Genomic DNA, 14052 nt, shown 5'->3' with positions numbered 1-14052 from the left:
AGAGCTAATAGCGTTTGCCAATTAATCAATTAATATAATTTAGCGATCTTCATCTACGCTCCTTGTAACTATCCTCGGCAATTGAGGCTTCCCTGGCAGCGAATGCTATAATCGCGGGAATCAACTTTCTATTACTCCGATATGCCGGTACCTCATCTGACCGCTGATTTAAGCGGTCCCATCTTTGATCTGGAAAAACGTATTCTCGATGCCATGCCGACAATTGAGCATTGGTTGCGCAAGCAGTGGGTTGAACATGCTGTTCCTTTTTATTGCTCAGTTGATCTGCGTAATAGTGGCTTCAAGCTTGCTCCGGTGGACACCAATCTTTTTCCAGGTGGATTCAATAATCTGAATCAGGCATTTATCCCGTTGTGCGTGCAGGCGATGATGGCCGCGGTCGAAAAAATTTGTCCGGATGCGAGCAATATTCTGCTGATCCCTGAAAATCATACCCGTAATACCTTTTATCTGCAGAATGTTGTCACGCTGCAGGCGATCATGCAGCAGGCGGGGCTCAATGTCCGCATTGGCTCGCTGTTGCCGGAAATTACTCAACCTACTCCGATCACCTTGCCCAATGGCGATATGCTGTTGCTGGAGCCGATAAAACGCAGTGGCAACCGACTGTGTACTGGAAATTTCGATCCCTGCGCCATTTTGCTCAACAATGATCTGTCGGGTGGAGTGCCCGATATTCTGCAGAATCTGCAACAGATTATTCTGCCACCGCTGCATGCGGGCTGGGCAACGCGTCGAAAATCTTTACACTTTAGTGCTTTCGATGCGGTGGCACAGGATTTTGCCGAATTGATCGGCATTGACCCATGGCTGATCAATCCTTATTTTACCTCTTGCGGTAAGGTCAATTTTCACGAGAAAAAAGGAGAAGATTGCGTAGCTGTGGCAGTTGGCGAAATTCTGCGTGAGATTCAGGAAAAATATACACAGTACGGTGTCAAGGAAAAACCGTTTGTTATTGTCAAGGCGGACTCCGGGACTTACGGCATGGGAATCATGAGTGTCAAGGACAGCAGTGAGGTTTATCAGCTCAACCGCAAGCAGCGTAACAAGATGGCCACGGTCAAAGAAGGTCTGCAGGTCAGTAATGTGCTGGTACAGGAAGGCGTATATACTTTCGAGAGCATCAACCAGGCTGTAGCTGAACCAGTCATCTATATGATCGACCGCTATGTAGTCGGTGGGTTTTACCGGGTCCACACTGGTCGTGGCATCGACGAAAACCTTAATGCACCGGGCATGCATTTTGAACCACTGGCATTTGATACTACCTGCGTTCAGCCAGATCGCACTGCCGATCCGGATGCAATCCCCAATCGATTTTATGCCTACGGGGTTATTGCCAGATTGGCGCTGCTGGCTGCCGCTGTTGAACTGGAACGTTACGCACAGCAGACCGCGGTACTGTCGATTACCACAACCTGATGAAACTGGCCTTCATCCTCGATCCACTCGATACTATGAATCCGAAAAAGGATTCAAGTTACGCGATGATGCGCGAGGCGGATGCCCGGGAGCATCAGCTTTATGTGCTGCAACAGAGAGATATTATCTGGAAAGGGGGGGCGATTCTGGGGCTTGCTCGCAAACTCAATTTCATCGATCCTCCCATGAATGGCAATGTCTGGTATCAGCAGGACGAAGGCCAGGAACTGGCGCTGGCAGAATTTGATGTGGTGCTAATGCGTAAGGATCCACCATTCGACATGGAGTATGTCTACAGCACTTATTTATTGGAGCTGGCCGAAAAGCAGGGCGCATTTGTGGTCAACCGTCCTCGGGCAATCCGTGATCACAATGAGAAGCTTGCCATCATGGAATTCACGCAGTTCATTCCGCCATCTCTGGTTACGCGCCAGGAAGCGCTCATCCGTGATTTTCTGGCGGAACATAAAGACATCATTCTCAAACCACTCGATGGCATGGGTGGTGCCAGTATTTTTCGCGTGCACAGCACCGATCACAACATTGGCGTGATCATCGAAACACTCACCCACTACGGTACGCGTACCATCACGGCCCAGCGGTTCATCCCGGAGATCGTGGATGGTGACAAGCGGATATTGTTGATTGCCGGTAAACCCGTCGCACGTGCGCTTGCACGCAGACCCAAACCAGGAGAAACACGCGGCAATCTTGCCGCCGGAGGAACGGGAATAGTGCAGCCTTTATCACCGCGCGACTGGGAGATTGCCGAAACACTTGGTGAAATTCTGCATCAACGTGGACTGATGCTGGTCGGACTGGATGTGATCGGGGATTATATGACGGAAATCAATGTTACCAGTCCCACTGGGATGCAGGAGATTACCGCACAGAGCGGCATCAACGTGGGGGGGTTGATGATTGATGCACTGGAGAGTAGCATCCGTGAGCGTAAAGCATAAAATATAGGTGTGCCGCACGTTGTTTTTAATTGGGAAAAGGTTTCGTAGTAGTGCCCGTACAGTATGGTTTTCTTGAGAAATTTCCAGAACCGCTCGATCAAGCTAAGGTTCGGCGCATAAGGCGGCAGGAAAACCAGTTTGATTCTGGAATTCGCCAGGTAGTTCTTCACTAGCTGGGCATGGGAGTAACGGGCGTTGTCATAGCGAACAATGGAGCTGAGGTCGCTGCAATCGATGACACTATTGATGTTGAGCTGTTGCCGCCCGCCTTTGCGTTAGCGCTTGTGATGGTTGCGCATACTTTCCCGATCTGTCGTCATTAGTCGACTGCGCGACTCAGCTGACTGGCCAGCCACTGCCGAGCAAGTATACGGCTTTGATCCGATTGTCATATCGCCTGTCGTTGGTATGACGATGCTCGTATCCCAATTCGCCGAATTTTTGTTGTGTTTTAAGTGGTAACGATTTGACATGAGCTGATTATGAACGAATCAGCCGGTTATCGCATACTCCTAAATCTAATTTTGATTAGCGAGGGGCATATCTATCATACACAGCTGTAATATTTTGCCAAATCTGATCTATTCGGAAATCTGCGGGCGACTGTCATGGATGAACAAGTGAACCTCTTCTGATTGGACTTTGCTATTGGCTGGCCAGTAAAATAGAGTTAGTCGCCTTTTGCCTGGGTAAATCAACCTAACAATGAAGTTATGCCATTACGCCTTCAAAGCCATGGGTACGCCATGTTCCATGCAGCTTTATTCGCGCCGTTTCACGGTGGCGGAGGCCACATCCAAGCTGGTTATCCAGGATATCAAGCGACTGGAAGCCAAGTATTCCCGCTATCTGGATAACAGCTATCTATCCAGAATCAATCAGGTTGCGGCGTCTGGTGGGGAAATTAGAGTCGACCCGGAAACTGCCAGTCTGCTGGATTATGCGGCGGCCTGCTATCGTGAAAGTGGAGGGTTATTTGATATTACTTCCGGAGCCTTGCATCGTGCCTGGAATTTCAAATCCGGTCTGATACCAACCAAAAATATCATTAAAACCGCCCTGAAAACGGTAGGCTGGAAAAAGCTGCGCTGGGAGAACCCTTCGCTGATTTTTCCGATTGCGGGCATGGAGCTCGATCTGGGCGGTGTCGTCAAGGAATACGCGGTTGATCGCGCCGTTACGATTTGCTGGGAGGCAGGCATACGCAACGGTATGATCAATCTGGGCGGTGATATTCGCGTTATTGGCCCGCACGCCGATGGCCGGCCGTGGCGGGTTGGCATCAGTCACCCTCGCCGCAGGGATGTGGTGCTGCAAACCCTGGAGCTTTATGAAGGAGGGTTGGCGAGCAGTGGGGATTATGAACGCTGCATCACTCTCAATGGCGTGCGTTATGGTCATATCCTCAATCCTAAAACTGGCTGGCCAGTCAGACATATCGCCGCAGTCAGTGTGTTGGGTGAGCTTTGCGTTGTAGCCGGAAGTGCTGCTACGATTGGCATGCTGAAAGAAGATCAGGCGGACAAATGGTTGCGAAAACTCGGTTTGCCGCATTTATGGGTAACAGTTGATGGCGAAACTGGTGGCAGTTTGATGAAAAATCTGAATCAAACAAGTTTGTGATCATTCAACCAATAGTAACTGCTTACCCCTGTTCCATGCCGCCTCTCATCCAATGTTTCCCGCCGGTTGTGAATCAAAGCGCGACGGTACTGATTTTGGGCAGCATGCCGGGCATGGCGTCCCTGGCCGCCAATCAGTATTACGCGCATCCAAGGAATGCATTCTGGCCGATCATGGGGAATCTACTGCAGTTTGCACCGGAAACCGCCTATGTGCAGCGATTGCAGATTCTGCAAAATGCGGGGATTGCCCTGTGGGATGTGTTGCAGTCCTGCGAGCGCAGCGGCAGTCTTGACACCAGTATTGTGGCCAGCACCCGGTTTGTGAATGACTTTGCTGGTTTTTTACGGGACTATTCCAGTATTCGGTATATTTTCTTCAATGGCGGCCGTGCGTATACGATGCTCAGAAGGTATTCCTCGAATAGTTGTCTACCACCACACCTGTGCTTCACCCGTCTGCCCTCAACTAGTCCGGCGCATGCGCGAATGACTTTTGCACAAAAACTGACAGCTTGGCAGGTTGTACTAGACGTAGTCAGTTGAAGCAATGATTGCAAGCGTCATGTTTAGCTGAGGACAGCCGACTATATCAAGGAAAGGCAGGGGTTGTGGGTTCTGTCTTTTCCATTTCCAGCTCTGGTATGTGCCGTTTGATGCGATTTTCAATCTCTTCAACCCGGTCTTTCTGAACATCAACCAACACCAAAAAATGACCTGCTTCTATTGCACTCTCAAATTCTTTGATGCGTCTATTGTCAAAACTCAATCCAACCATACCACTTATCCAGGCGCCAATGCTTGCTCCTGCAAGTGAACCTATAAGCAAAGCACCACCTGCAATTACTGTTGACGCTGGCGGAAGAGCAACTGCAACGAGTCCGGCCAGCGCCCCGGTCACTCCTCCAACTGCAAGACCTTGTTCAACAGCTGGTATAAAATCACTCTTCTGTATTGCACTAGCTTCAGGCAAGTCTTCAAGTGGTGTCCCCGGTTTTGCAATGATATGAATATGTTTTTCTTCTATTTTCGCAGAAATCAGGTCGGCGACAATATGTTTTGTGGCATCAATATTAGGGACAAGAAAATAGATCCGTTTCATTTTACCCTCCTTCAAATTAACAGTACTTACTGACTAATTAATTACTTGCTTGTATATAAAACGGTTTCGCAGATAAAACTAAAGTACTCAAGAAAAACAATCGCTTTCTTCTCTATGAGACTAGAGCAACCTGCTGAGAATGAGTTTGACAGCCAGATGATAATGTGTCAATGCCAGATAGGAGTATTCGCATTCTCCTGTTATCCCCTTACTATGTATGAATCAGCATAAAACCCATCATGGACGTATTTATTTACGCTTGGTCGTAGGGCTGCAGTCTAAGAACACGGGCAGCTTATCCAATCGATTTTACGCGCGACTCTTACCTGTGTGATACACACAGGCAAAACGAAGCGCGCGTTCCCCTCCGGTATAATAAGCGTTTTGCGCTTTACCCCTGAAAGCGCAGTATGCGCACATCGCCTTCCATGCAAACTACCGAATTTGATTATCACCTACCCGCCGAGCTGATCGCACAATTTCCACTGGAAAAACGCACCGCCAGCCGCATGCTTTATGTCGACCCCGCTGGCCCGGTCATCCGGGGCGATCATTTCACTCAACTTCCCGATTATCTGCGCGTCAATGATTTGCTCATTCTCAATGATACGCGCGTCATCAAGGCGCGGCTGCATGGGGTCAAGCAAAGTGGCGGCAAGGTGGAGGTGATGATTGAGCGGGTACTCGATGACCATCGGGTATTAGCGATGATTCGCGCCAGTCATGCACCGGCAATCGGTTCGATACTGCTGCTGGAGCAGGAAGTTTCCGTCATGGTGGAAGCACGCCAGCAATCGTTGTATGTGTTGAGCTTCCCGGAGGACAGGGTGCTTGACGAATTACTCGAACGTTACGGCAGACTACCGTTGCCGCCTTATATCGAACGTGCCGCAACCGCCATCGATGAGAATCGTTATCAAACGGTATTTGCCCATGTGAATGGCGCAGTTGCCGCACCTACCGCCGGGCTGCATTTCGACGAAATTATGCTGACAAGTTTGCAGCAACAAGGTATCAATATCGCTTATGTCACTCTGCACGTTGGTGCGGGCACATTTCAACCCGTCAAGACCGAAATGGTCGAAGAGCACGTGATGCATGCCGAGCGCTACCATATTTCCGCAGAAACCATCGACGCCATCGAGCGCTGCCATGCGCAGGGGGGGAGAGTACTGGCGGTAGGCACTACCTGCCTGCGGGCACTTGAAGCTTGCGCGCAAGCCAATCATGGTGAGCTGTTGGCTGGCAGCGGTGAAACCCGCCTTTTCATCGCCCCGGGATTTGATTTTCAGATAGTGGATCGTTTGCTGACCAATTTTCATTTGCCGCGCTCGACGCTGTTGATGCTGGTCTCTGCATTCGCCGGAATGGATACGATCCGCCATGCCTACCAGTACGCCATTGCTGCGCGCTACCGTTTCTTCAGTTATGGTGACGCCATGCTATTGGAGAAGAGCGCATGAATTTTCAGCTGCATTACCGCGAGCAACGTGCCCGTCGGGGAACGTTGACACTGGCGCATGGCAAAGTGGAAACCCCGGCGTTCATGCCAGTCGGCACCTATGGCGCCGTCAAGGGACTATCCCCGGCAGAGTTGGTAACATTGCATGCTGAGATTATTCTTGGTAATACGTTTCATCTATGGTTGCGCCCAGGACTGGAAGTCATTGAGGCGCACGGTGGTCTGCATGGTCTCATGGGCTGGCAAGGGCCGATTCTGACCGATTCCGGAGGCTTTCAGGTTTTTAGCCTGGGGGATCTACGTAAAATCAGTGAGGCAGGCGTGCACTTTCGTTCACCGGTCAATGGTGACGCTTGCTTCCTGACGCCGGAATTATCGATGCAAATCCAGCGCACGCTGAATGCCGATGTCGTCATGATTTTCGATGAATGCACGCCCTATCCGGTCGATCTACCCATCGCGGAAACCTCGATGCAGTTGAGTCTGCGTTGGGCAGAACGCTCAAAAACAGCACATGCAGGCAATCCAAATGCGCTGTTTGGCATTGTACAGGGCGGTATGTTCGAATCGTTGCGCGATCAGTCCGTACAAGGTCTAAGGGACATCGACTTCGATGGTTACGCGATTGGCGGACTTTCGGTCGGAGAACCCAAAGAGGACATGACCCGCATCCTGACGCATACCGCCCTTCAGTTACCGGATGACAAGCCACGTTACCTGATGGGTGTTGGCACACCTGCGGATATCGTCCACGCAGTCGCACAAGGTGTCGATATGTTCGATTGCGTCCTGCCCACCCGCAATGCGCGTAATGGCTGGCTTTATACCAGCCACGGCGTACTCAAGCTACGTAACAGCCAGTATCGGCTGGATACCTCACCACCGGATGAAACCTGTGGCTGCTATACCTGCCAGCATTTTACCCGTGCTTACCTGCATCATCTGCAACGTACTAATGAGATGCTGGGAGCACGCCTGAATTCGCTGCACAATTTGCATTATTACCAGCATTTGATGGCAACGATACGCCAGTCTATTGAAACTGGTAATTTTACGACACTGTCACAGCAATTTCTCTCTGTCTAGACTGGCAAAATGGCTTTCTGCCGAAAGCCACATGTTAGAATGCGACTTGTTGCGCTTAATTTTATGAGGAGTACATATATGTTTATATCTGAAGCTTATGCACAAGCGGTTGATGCTGTTCAGGCAGAGCCTACGTTGATGAGTTTTTTGCCATTAATTGGTATTGTGGTTATTTTTTACTTCCTGCTGATTCGCCCACAGACCAAGCGCGCCAAAGAACAAAAAATCATGCGGGATGCCTTGCAAAAAGGAGATGAAATTATTATTAGCGGGGGCGAGCTTGGACGGGTCGTAAGCGCGGGTGAACACTACATCACGATGGAGCTGGCTCCTAATGTTGAAATAACGGTGCTTAAATCTTCAATACAAACGCTGCTGCCTAAAGGCACGCTTAAGAGTATCGACACCGGTAAAAGTGGTCGCGCCTTGAAACAGGGCAAACAACAAAAAGCGAGCGAACCACGACAGGAAGAAGTCGCATCAGAAATTGATCAGGAAACCGCGAATCAGCCTGAAGCAGCGGATAAAGCGCCTAAAACTGATAGCACTGCTGGTGAAACGGCTACAGACAGCGAAAAAAAATAAACTGCCTGACATTCCCTTCGTAATATCGATCCTGCCGATTAATAACCGGCAGGATTCATTTTTGCAAATACATTGGTAACCATGAATCGTTATCCCCTCTGGAAATATCTGATCATTGCCGCTTCACTTGTTTTTGGGCTGCTCTACACGTTGCCCAATTTTTTTGGGGAGTCTCCCGCCATCCAGGTCTCACCATTACGTGCGGGAACCACGCTGGATACGGACCTGCTAAAGCGCGTTGAGCAATTACTCGGCAAGCATCACATTGCTTTCAATGGCAGCCTGCTGGAACCCGGGGGAATTAAAATTCGTTTTGCTGATACCGACACCCAGATGAAAGCCAGGGATTTTCTGGAAGCTGAAATTGGCAAGGATTTCATTATCGCTCTCAATTTATTGCCGAATTCACCGCAATGGATGAGTCGTTTAGGTGCCTTGCCGATGTACCTCGGACTGGATTTACGTGGCGGCGTGCATTTCATGCTGCAGGTGGACATGGTGGGCGCCCTGTCAAAATCTCTGGATCGCTATAGCGCGGATATTCGCAACAGCCTGCGTGAATTGCGTATACCCTCTGCTGGCGTAGAACGTGAGGGGTCAAGCTTGTTGATCAAGTTTCGTGATGCCATTGCACGCGAAAAGGCCATGGTCGAATTGGCTAAAAATTTCACTGATCTGGAGTTACGTGAAGTCGATCATGCAAGCGGTTTGGGTTTACTGGCTATCATCAAACCGGAAGCGCATACCCGCATGCAGCGTTTTGCGCTGCAGCAAAACATCACGACTCTGCGCAATCGTGTCAATGAATTGGGCGTGGCAGAACCCATTATTCAGCAGGTAGGCGCCGATCGGGTGATCGTGCAATTGCCGGGAGTGCAGGATACTGCTAAGGCAAAAGACATTCTGGGGCGTACCGCCACATTGGAAATCCGCATGGTTGATGACGAAAGTAATCTCGAAGCGGCAGTGATGTCCGGGCAACCGCCTGCTGGTACCGAACTCTTCACGGAGCGAGGAGGTGATCCGTTGCTGGTCAAGAAGCAGGTTTTACTGACGGGCGACCGTATCACCGATGCCCAGCCGGGTTTTGATCAGGATAATCAGCCGGCTGTGCATGTCACGCTGGATAATAATGGCGCACGTATCTTCAAGGACCTGACACGCAACAATGTGGGCAAGCGTATGGCCATCCTGCTGGTTGAGAAAAATCAGAACGAAGTTGTTACTGCGCCCGTGATTCGTGAAGAAATCGGCGGTGGCCGTGTGCAGATCAGCGGCAGAATGAGCAGCCTTGAGGCGCGCGATGTCGCATTATTGTTACGTGCCGGTGCACTGGCTGCACCGATGGAAATTATTGAAGAGAGAACCGTCGGCCCCAGTCTGGGCGCCGAAAATATCACACGGGGATTCAACTCAACACTCTACGGTTTTATTGCTGTGGCTCTGTTTATCATGATTTACTACCGTGCCTTCGGGGTGATTTCCGTGACGGCACTGTCGGTCAATCTACTGTTGTTAATAGGACTGCTGTCGATTTTACAGGCGACACTCACCTTGCCTGGCATGGCGGCAATTGCGTTAACCGTCGGCATGGCGATTGATGCTAATGTGCTGATCAATGAACGTATCCGCGATGAAATCCGCAATGGTGCGCCACCTCAAGCCGCTATTTACGCCGGTTATGATCGTGCGATTGGCACCATTTTGGATTCAAATATTACTACGCTGATTGCCGGTATTGCGTTATTTTCATTCGGTTCAGGGCCGGTCAAGGGTTTCGCGGTGGTGCTGTGTCTGGGAATTCTGACATCGGTTTTCAGTTCTGTCATGGTCTCGCGTGGCATGGTCAACCTGTTTTATGGCAACCGCAAGCTCGACAAAGTACCCATTGGCTCGATCTGGAAGCCAATCCGTAAACAGCGTTAAACACTAGCGACTATTGGAGTAACTATGGAATTTTTTAGATTTGAGCGCGATATTCCTTTCATGCGCTGGGGTAAGTTTTCACTGATCCTGTCGCTGGTCATTTCCATTCTGTCGGTTTATTTTATTGCCAGCAAGGGATTGAATTTCGGAGTGGATTTTACAGGTGGGACTGTCATGGAAGTTAGCTATGACAAGGCCGTCGATCTGGCGCAAATACGCCAGGTGCTCGCAGAACAAGGCATTACCGACGCAACCGTACAAAATTTTGGCACTTCACGTGAGGTCTTGATCAGATTACCGGTTAAACATGAATTCTCAGGTGGCGATCTGTCCGAGGTTGTCATAAACGCATTGAAGCAGAATGATACGACTGTGAAAATGCAGCGTGTGGAGTTTGTTGGCCCGCAAGTGGGTCAGGAATTGCTGGAGAATGGTGCACTGGCGTTATTGTTCGTTTCACTGGGCATTGTTGCCTATCTGGCGGTGCGCTTTGAGTGGAAATTTGGTGTGGCGGGTATTACTGCCAATCTGCACGATGTCCTTGTGATTCTCGGATGCTTTGCCTTTTTTCAATGGGAATTTTCCCTGACGGTACTGGCTGCTGTGTTGGCGGTGCTAGGGTATTCAGTGAATGAATCCGTAGTCATTTTTGATCGTATCCGGGAAAATTTTCGTAAACTGCGTAAGGCCGACCTCACCCGAGTTATCGACAATGCAATTACCATGACCATGTCACGTACGGTTATTACTCATGGCAGTACGCAGATAGTAGTGATCTCGATGCTGCTACTCGGCGGCGAGGTGCTGTACTATTTTGCGCTGGCACTCACCATCGGTATTCTATTTGGCATTTATTCCTCACTCATGGTAGCGAGCCCTATTCTGATTCTGCTGGGCGTAAAACGCGAAGATTTGATCAAACAGGAGCGTAAGCAGCAGGAAGAGGCCGTTCCCTGAATAACGAAATGACAGTTTTATTCTATTTTCTGCCTTGGGTTTGCGATGCTTGCTGATCTGCTGAGCTGGATTGTTCAGGTTGTGGGCAGCCTCGGCTATCCCGGTATTTTCTTTCTGATGTTTCTGGAGTCGAGTTTTTTTCCGTTTCCAAGCGAAGTTGTCATGGTGCCAGCTGGTTATTTGGCTTACCAGGGTGAAATGCATCTGGTCGTTGTCGTGATATGCGGAATTCTTGGCAGCCTGGCAGGTGCATTATTCAATTACTATCTGGCCGTTAGAATGGGTCGGCCATTGCTGCTGCGCTATGGGCAATACGTTATGTTTAAAGAATCCGCTCTGCAAAAAATGGAACTTTTTTTCGCGCGTCATGGCCATATCTCAACCTTTACCGGGCGTCTGATTCCTGGTGTGCGTCAGTATATCTCGCTACCCGCCGGTCTGGCACGAATGAATCTGCCGTTGTTCTGTTTTTATACGAGTCTAGGTGCGGGTATCTGGGTACTGATTCTGGCTGTGCTCGGTTATTACATTGGCGGCAATGAAGCCATGGTCAAAACCTATTTGCGGGAAATTGTGCTTTATTTACTGTTGGCCTGTGCGGCAGGGCTGGCTGTTTACTGGTACTTCAACCGAAGGAAAAAATACTGAACATGGCTGGACTGGATTCCAAAACACCTATTCCGACAGCATTCAAATTACATTGCCGTTCCGGTATGCTGGATGTGACCTTCAACGATGGCAAAACTTTTAAGTTTTCCTGCGAATTCTTGCGTGTGTACTCGCCGTCAGCAGAGGTACGCGGCCATGGACCGGGACAAGAAGTTTTGCAGCTTGGTAAAAAAGATGTTTCTATTACGCACATCGAGCCAGTCGGGAATTATGCGGTTCGCCTTGATTTTTCTGATGGTCACAATACCGGTTTATATTCCTGGGACCTGCTCTATGACTATGGGCTGAAACAGGAAGCAATGTGGCAGCACTATCTGCAACGTATTGAAGCGTCTGGCGGTAGTCGCACTACTACAACACTCTAACCCACTGAACAGGAAACCACGGATGACCCATACCACCCATTTTGGCTTTACCACTGTCAACGAAACCGAGAAAGTACGCAAGGTGGCGCAGGTGTTTGATTCGGTTGCTTCACGCTACAATCTGATGAATGATCTCATGTCGATGGGTATGCATCGCTTGTGGAAGCGATTTGCCATTGAAGCCAGCGGGGCAAGAGAAGGTGACAGGGTGCTGGATATTGCAGGCGGCACAGCCGATTTAACCAGGCTGTTCCTGGATAAAGTGGGAGACGGTGGACAAGTCTGGCTAACCGATATCAACAATTCCATGCTGTCAATCGGCCGCGACCGCCTGCTCAATGAAGGTAAGGAAGTGCCAGTTGCACAATGTAACGCGGAGAAACTACCTTTTCCCGATAACTATTTCGACCGGGCCTGTGTGGCGTTTGGTCTGAGAAACATGACACACAAAGACCTAGCACTCAAGGAAATGTATCGGGTTCTGTCGCCGGGTGGCTCATTAAGTGTGCTGGAATTTTCCAAAGTCTGGAAACCGTTGCAGCCATTTTACGATGCGTATTCATTCAAAGCATTGCCGGTTATGGGTAAGCTGGTTGCCGGTGATGATAGCAGCTATCGTTATCTGGCGGAATCTATTCGTATGCACCCCGCCCAGGAGGAATTAAAGGAAATGATGCAGCAGGCAGGTTTTGAGCGGGTGGAGTACTTCAATCTTGCTGCTGGTGTAGTTGCGCTGCATCGTGGTTATAAATTCTAATCAGGGCACTTCTAAAAACTTATATTTCGCCACAATACTTTGTACTTACAAAAAATGTTTTCTTACATATTAATCATATGCTGCGTCAACATTTCTTATTCGCGCCTGATCTTGCTTAGAATTTTTAATTCTTAGAAACGCTTATCAGCTTGTTGCTGGGAATTTTCAGGCAATGACGATGCTTTCCGCGTATTTTTCACCCCTAATAGCTTCATGACATCGTCGGTTGACAGGCGCAGCAGTTCACCAACTGCGCGATAGTCATCGGGCAATGCTGCGTTATCCCAGCCATGGGCTGCGTGACGTGCAAGATCGACTGCCAACAGCACGTTACGCACACGTGAATAGCCAGCGCAGGAATCATTGAGTAAAGTAATCAACAGTTCGGGCAACTGCCAAGCGATGACAAGCTTCGACTGCAAATCATTGATCGCAAACCCCAGCACCTTTTCCTGAGCGTGGCGGCTGCGTAAGGTCGGATCCTGTTGCTGTGATGCCGTAATCGCAAGCATCTTGTCCGGAACATAACACCACAGCAGTAATTCTGTCATATCGTGCAGCAAAGCTGCTGTGCGAATTTCCTCGAAATGAATGTCATGTAGCCGCACTGCCCATTCGAAAGCATAATTGGCGGCGACATGGGCACGATGCATACGATGCAGAAGTTGTACCAACGCGGAGGAATGGGAATGGAGCAGGATTTCTACCTGTGATTCGGTAACAATCTGGTCAAGCGCATTTTCCACGCCTAGCATGATTAATGCCTGCTCGACCTGTATGACGTCATGGGCTTGGCGCTGACGCTTATGTTGTTGTAAATGTCGCAACAGCTTGACCACCATCAGCGGATCCTGCTTGATGATCTGGGCAGCAGCACGCGCGCTGGGGCAGGCATTCCCATCGCGCAATCGAACCAGATTGTTGCTGGTCTTGCGTAGTATGGGAATATCAGCATGGCCGAGAAACTCAATCCACTGCGAAAGGTTAACGGGCAGGCTAGTTTGCATGATTTACCTTTAGAGGCACCCCTTATTTATTGAGGGTTAGATAAAAATATCATGCAGCCTGTTTCGGCAGATTCCGAAAATAGTTTAATAGTGAATGTTGACAGAG

At 49.6% G+C, this 14052-nt stretch carries 14 protein-coding genes and 1 pseudogene; 12 read left to right on the top strand and 3 right to left on the bottom strand.

Annotated features, from left to right (window positions below; translation table 11 throughout):
- Positions 1 to 141 precede the first annotated feature (141 nt).
- A complete protein-coding gene (gshA, locus tag NSMM_RS05505) occupies positions 142 to 1446 on the top strand; it encodes a glutamate--cysteine ligase (RefSeq protein ID WP_090285413.1) in 1305 nt (434 codons plus the stop codon).
- Positions 1446 to 2408 carry a glutathione synthase gene (gene gshB / locus NSMM_RS05500; protein WP_090285411.1) on the top strand — a complete coding sequence of 321 codons (963 nt, stop codon included), beginning with the start codon at positions 1446 to 1448 and terminating at the stop codon, positions 2406 to 2408. Before gshA ends, gshB begins: the two co-directional genes overlap by 1 nt.
- 35 nt (positions 2409 to 2443) lie before the next feature.
- Here gshB and NSMM_RS16990 read toward each other — a convergent pair.
- Positions 2444 to 2620: pseudogene (locus tag NSMM_RS16990) on the bottom strand (transposase); the annotation flags it as partial.
- A gap of 523 nt (positions 2621 to 3143) precedes the next feature.
- Here NSMM_RS16990 and NSMM_RS05490 point away from each other — a divergent pair.
- Both NSMM_RS05490 and NSMM_RS05485 read left to right on the top strand, forming a co-directional pair.
- Entirely contained in the window at positions 3144 to 4031 is an 888-nt protein-coding gene (locus NSMM_RS05490; RefSeq protein ID WP_245654692.1) for an FAD:protein FMN transferase, read from the top strand.
- A gap of 35 nt (positions 4032 to 4066) precedes the next feature.
- Positions 4067 to 4576 (top strand): DNA-deoxyinosine glycosylase, encoded by a 510-nt coding sequence (locus NSMM_RS05485; RefSeq protein ID WP_090285406.1) that lies wholly within the window; start codon positions 4067 to 4069, stop codon positions 4574 to 4576.
- 46 nt (positions 4577 to 4622) lie between these two features.
- Here NSMM_RS05485 and NSMM_RS05480 read toward each other — a convergent pair whose 3' ends face one another.
- Complete coding sequence (locus tag NSMM_RS05480; protein WP_090285404.1) at positions 4623 to 5132, bottom strand: tape measure protein; 510 nt, start codon at positions 5130 to 5132, stop codon at positions 4623 to 4625.
- A gap of 428 nt (positions 5133 to 5560) precedes the next feature.
- On the opposite strand from NSMM_RS05480, the gene queA reads away from it, so the two are divergent.
- From queA to ubiE, 8 genes are all read left to right on the top strand, one after another.
- Positions 5561 to 6595: a tRNA preQ1(34) S-adenosylmethionine ribosyltransferase-isomerase QueA gene (queA, locus tag NSMM_RS05475; protein ID WP_090285573.1), complete on the top strand. Its 1035-nt coding sequence runs from the start codon at positions 5561 to 5563 to the stop codon at positions 6593 to 6595.
- Positions 6592 to 7680, top strand: coding sequence for a tRNA guanosine(34) transglycosylase Tgt (gene tgt, locus NSMM_RS05470; protein ID WP_090285402.1), 1089 nt, complete (start codon positions 6592 to 6594; stop codon positions 7678 to 7680). The genes queA and tgt overlap by 4 nt, the downstream gene beginning before the upstream one ends.
- 78 nt (positions 7681 to 7758) lie before the next feature.
- Positions 7759 to 8265: a preprotein translocase subunit YajC gene (gene yajC / locus NSMM_RS05465; RefSeq protein WP_090285400.1), complete on the top strand. Its 507-nt coding sequence runs from the start codon at positions 7759 to 7761 to the stop codon at positions 8263 to 8265.
- A gap of 81 nt (positions 8266 to 8346) precedes the next feature.
- A complete protein-coding gene (gene secD / locus NSMM_RS05460; RefSeq protein ID WP_090285398.1) occupies positions 8347 to 10191 on the top strand; it encodes a protein translocase subunit SecD in 1845 nt (614 codons plus the stop codon).
- A gap of 24 nt (positions 10192 to 10215) precedes the next feature.
- Positions 10216 to 11148 (top strand): protein translocase subunit SecF, encoded by a 933-nt coding sequence (gene secF / locus NSMM_RS05455; protein ID WP_090285396.1) that lies wholly within the window; start codon positions 10216 to 10218, stop codon positions 11146 to 11148.
- Between the two features lie 45 nt (positions 11149 to 11193).
- A complete protein-coding gene (locus NSMM_RS05450; RefSeq protein ID WP_090285394.1) occupies positions 11194 to 11796 on the top strand; it encodes a DedA family protein in 603 nt (200 codons plus the stop codon).
- 2 nt (positions 11797 to 11798) lie between these two features.
- Entirely contained in the window at positions 11799 to 12182 is a 384-nt protein-coding gene (locus tag NSMM_RS05445; protein ID WP_090285392.1) for a gamma-butyrobetaine hydroxylase family protein, read from the top strand.
- Between the two features lie 22 nt (positions 12183 to 12204).
- On the top strand, positions 12205 to 12939 hold the full coding sequence (gene ubiE, locus NSMM_RS05440) for a bifunctional demethylmenaquinone methyltransferase/2-methoxy-6-polyprenyl-1,4-benzoquinol methylase UbiE (protein ID WP_090285390.1): 735 nt from the start codon (positions 12205 to 12207) through the stop codon (positions 12937 to 12939).
- A gap of 131 nt (positions 12940 to 13070) precedes the next feature.
- Here the strand turns inward: ubiE and NSMM_RS05435 are convergent, their stop codons facing one another.
- Positions 13071 to 13946: an HDOD domain-containing protein gene (locus NSMM_RS05435; RefSeq protein WP_090285389.1), complete on the bottom strand. Its 876-nt coding sequence runs from the start codon at positions 13944 to 13946 to the stop codon at positions 13071 to 13073.
- Positions 13947 to 14052: the final 106 nt, after the last annotated feature.

Source organism: Nitrosomonas mobilis, from assembly GCF_900103035.1.
Taxonomy (GTDB): domain Bacteria; phylum Pseudomonadota; class Gammaproteobacteria; order Burkholderiales; family Nitrosomonadaceae; genus Nitrosomonas; species Nitrosomonas mobilis.
This window is presented reverse-complemented; position numbering and strand designations above follow the sequence as displayed.

What these genes read in the sequence shown, in the direction of transcription:
- queA (WP_090285573.1), top strand. Translation starts at nt 5,561, where the DNA reads ATGCAAACTACCGAATTTGATTATCACCTACCCGCCGAGCTGATCGCA.
- secD (WP_090285398.1), top strand. Translation starts at nt 8,347, where the DNA reads ATGAATCGTTATCCCCTCTGGAAATATCTGATCATTGCCGCTTCACTT.
- tgt (WP_090285402.1), top strand. Translation starts at nt 6,592, where the DNA reads ATGAATTTTCAGCTGCATTACCGCGAGCAACGTGCCCGTCGGGGAACG.
- NSMM_RS05480 (WP_090285404.1), bottom strand. Translation starts at nt 5,132, where the DNA reads ATGAAACGGATCTATTTTCTTGTCCCTAATATTGATGCCACAAAACAT.
- gshB (WP_090285411.1), top strand. Translation starts at nt 1,446, where the DNA reads ATGAAACTGGCCTTCATCCTCGATCCACTCGATACTATGAATCCGAAA.
- NSMM_RS05445 (WP_090285392.1), top strand. Translation starts at nt 11,799, where the DNA reads ATGGCTGGACTGGATTCCAAAACACCTATTCCGACAGCATTCAAATTA.
- NSMM_RS05435 (WP_090285389.1), bottom strand. Translation starts at nt 13,946, where the DNA reads ATGCAAACTAGCCTGCCCGTTAACCTTTCGCAGTGGATTGAGTTTCTC.
- yajC (WP_090285400.1), top strand. Translation starts at nt 7,759, where the DNA reads ATGTTTATATCTGAAGCTTATGCACAAGCGGTTGATGCTGTTCAGGCA.
- NSMM_RS05450 (WP_090285394.1), top strand. Translation starts at nt 11,194, where the DNA reads ATGCTTGCTGATCTGCTGAGCTGGATTGTTCAGGTTGTGGGCAGCCTC.
- NSMM_RS05490 (WP_245654692.1), top strand. Translation starts at nt 3,144, where the DNA reads ATGGGTACGCCATGTTCCATGCAGCTTTATTCGCGCCGTTTCACGGTG.
- gshA (WP_090285413.1), top strand. Translation starts at nt 142, where the DNA reads ATGCCGGTACCTCATCTGACCGCTGATTTAAGCGGTCCCATCTTTGAT.
- ubiE (WP_090285390.1), top strand. Translation starts at nt 12,205, where the DNA reads ATGACCCATACCACCCATTTTGGCTTTACCACTGTCAACGAAACCGAG.
- secF (WP_090285396.1), top strand. Translation starts at nt 10,216, where the DNA reads ATGGAATTTTTTAGATTTGAGCGCGATATTCCTTTCATGCGCTGGGGT.
- NSMM_RS05485 (WP_090285406.1), top strand. Translation starts at nt 4,067, where the DNA reads ATGCCGCCTCTCATCCAATGTTTCCCGCCGGTTGTGAATCAAAGCGCG.